The sequence below is a fragment of the Mesorhizobium sp. M7A.F.Ca.CA.002.09.1.1 genome (genome assembly GCF_003998555.1).
Lineage (GTDB): Bacteria > Pseudomonadota > Alphaproteobacteria > Rhizobiales > Rhizobiaceae > Mesorhizobium > Mesorhizobium ciceri.
In genome coordinates this window covers 1-1,210 of the sequence record NZ_RZRR01001246.1, presented here as the reverse complement: position 1 = coordinate 1,210, position 1,210 = coordinate 1, and the positions used below count along the sequence as shown (strand labels likewise).

The following is a 1,210-nucleotide window of genomic DNA, read 5'->3' as shown; positions in this document are numbered from 1 at the left end:
ACGCACGCCCGTCGCGTGTTCTTCTTGCACGGGCCCTGCCGGAAACTGGACCAGGGCCGCCGGGTTCTGCGGCACGACATAGGCGACCTGCTGGACGCCGGGCATGCGGTCGCCCTTGGCGGTTGCCGGCACGATCAGCCCCGCGGTCGTATAAGTCTCGGCCGCCTTGACCGGTTCGTTCGCATTTGCCGGCGGCGGCGCCTGCCAGGCATTGGCGGTCATCACCGCGGGCACGGCTGGTGCCGCCGGTGTCGATCCGGCAAAAGCGGCGGTCGCCGCAGCCGGCTGTGCGGCGGAATCGGGCGGCAGCTCGGCCGTCTGAACGGGGGCGATCCCCGATGATTCCGGCAGCACCGAAACCGTCTCCGGCAGAGGCACGGTGAAGCCGGCATCAGCGCCGGCGGCGGTCGCTGTTTCGGTGAGAGCAGGCGCGGACTTCATCTGCGAGGTCGACGTGCAGCCGCTGATGCCGGCGGCGGCCAGGATCACGCCGATCGCGATAAGGTTGAGTTTTGCTGGCAAGCCGCGCTCGGGTCCGGTTTGTCGGGTTGTTAAGAAATCCCTTACACCAGCGATTCAGGCCGGGCAATCGGGGCGATCAGGTGGTTTTCGGGTGGCGAGACGCGGGCGGCGATGCCATATTGTTCCGGATATGTACTGGGACGAATCCCGGATTTCGCCACTTTGCGGGAAGGAACGCATCATGGTCACGACAGCTTCGATCACGGCCGGCCACGCAGTGTTAGAAACAGTGATCGGTTTCATGGGCATTGCCTGGAGCGAAAAGGGCCTGATCCGGCTCTGCCTGCCCGAACGCAGCCGCGAAGCGGTGGAACGGCGCCTGCTGCGTCACGGTGGCGTTTCCGCTTCCACGGCGCAGCCGCCATGGGTGGTCGAGCTGATCGCAGCGATCAAGGCCTATGCGGCGGGCGAGGATGTCGATTTCTCCGCCGTACCGGTCGATCTCGACGGCGTCGACGATTTCCGCCTCGCCATTTACGACGCGGCGCGAAAACTCTCCTTCGGCGAAACCACCACCTATGGTGAGCTGGCCAAGACCGCCGGCCATGCCGGGCTCGCCCGCGAAACCGGGGCCGCCCTTGGAGCCAATCCGGTGCCGCTGGTCATCCCTTGCCATCGCATCCTTGCCGCCGGCGGCAAGGATGCGATGGCAAGGGATGACCAGCGGCACCGGATTGGCTCCAAGCTG

The 1,210-nt window shown here is 66.3% G+C and carries 1 protein-coding gene and 1 pseudogene; one reads left to right on the top strand and one right to left on the bottom strand.

Annotated elements, in window-relative coordinates:
* Positions 1–522, bottom strand: a pseudogene (locus EN994_RS32220) (lytic transglycosylase domain-containing protein); the annotation flags it as partial.
* A 181-nt stretch (positions 523–703) separates the two neighbouring features.
* Here EN994_RS32220 and EN994_RS32215 point away from each other — a divergent pair.
* Positions 704–1,210 (top strand): methylated-DNA--[protein]-cysteine S-methyltransferase (locus EN994_RS32215; RefSeq protein ID WP_164746454.1); only part of this gene is annotated, 507 nt, incomplete at its 3' end.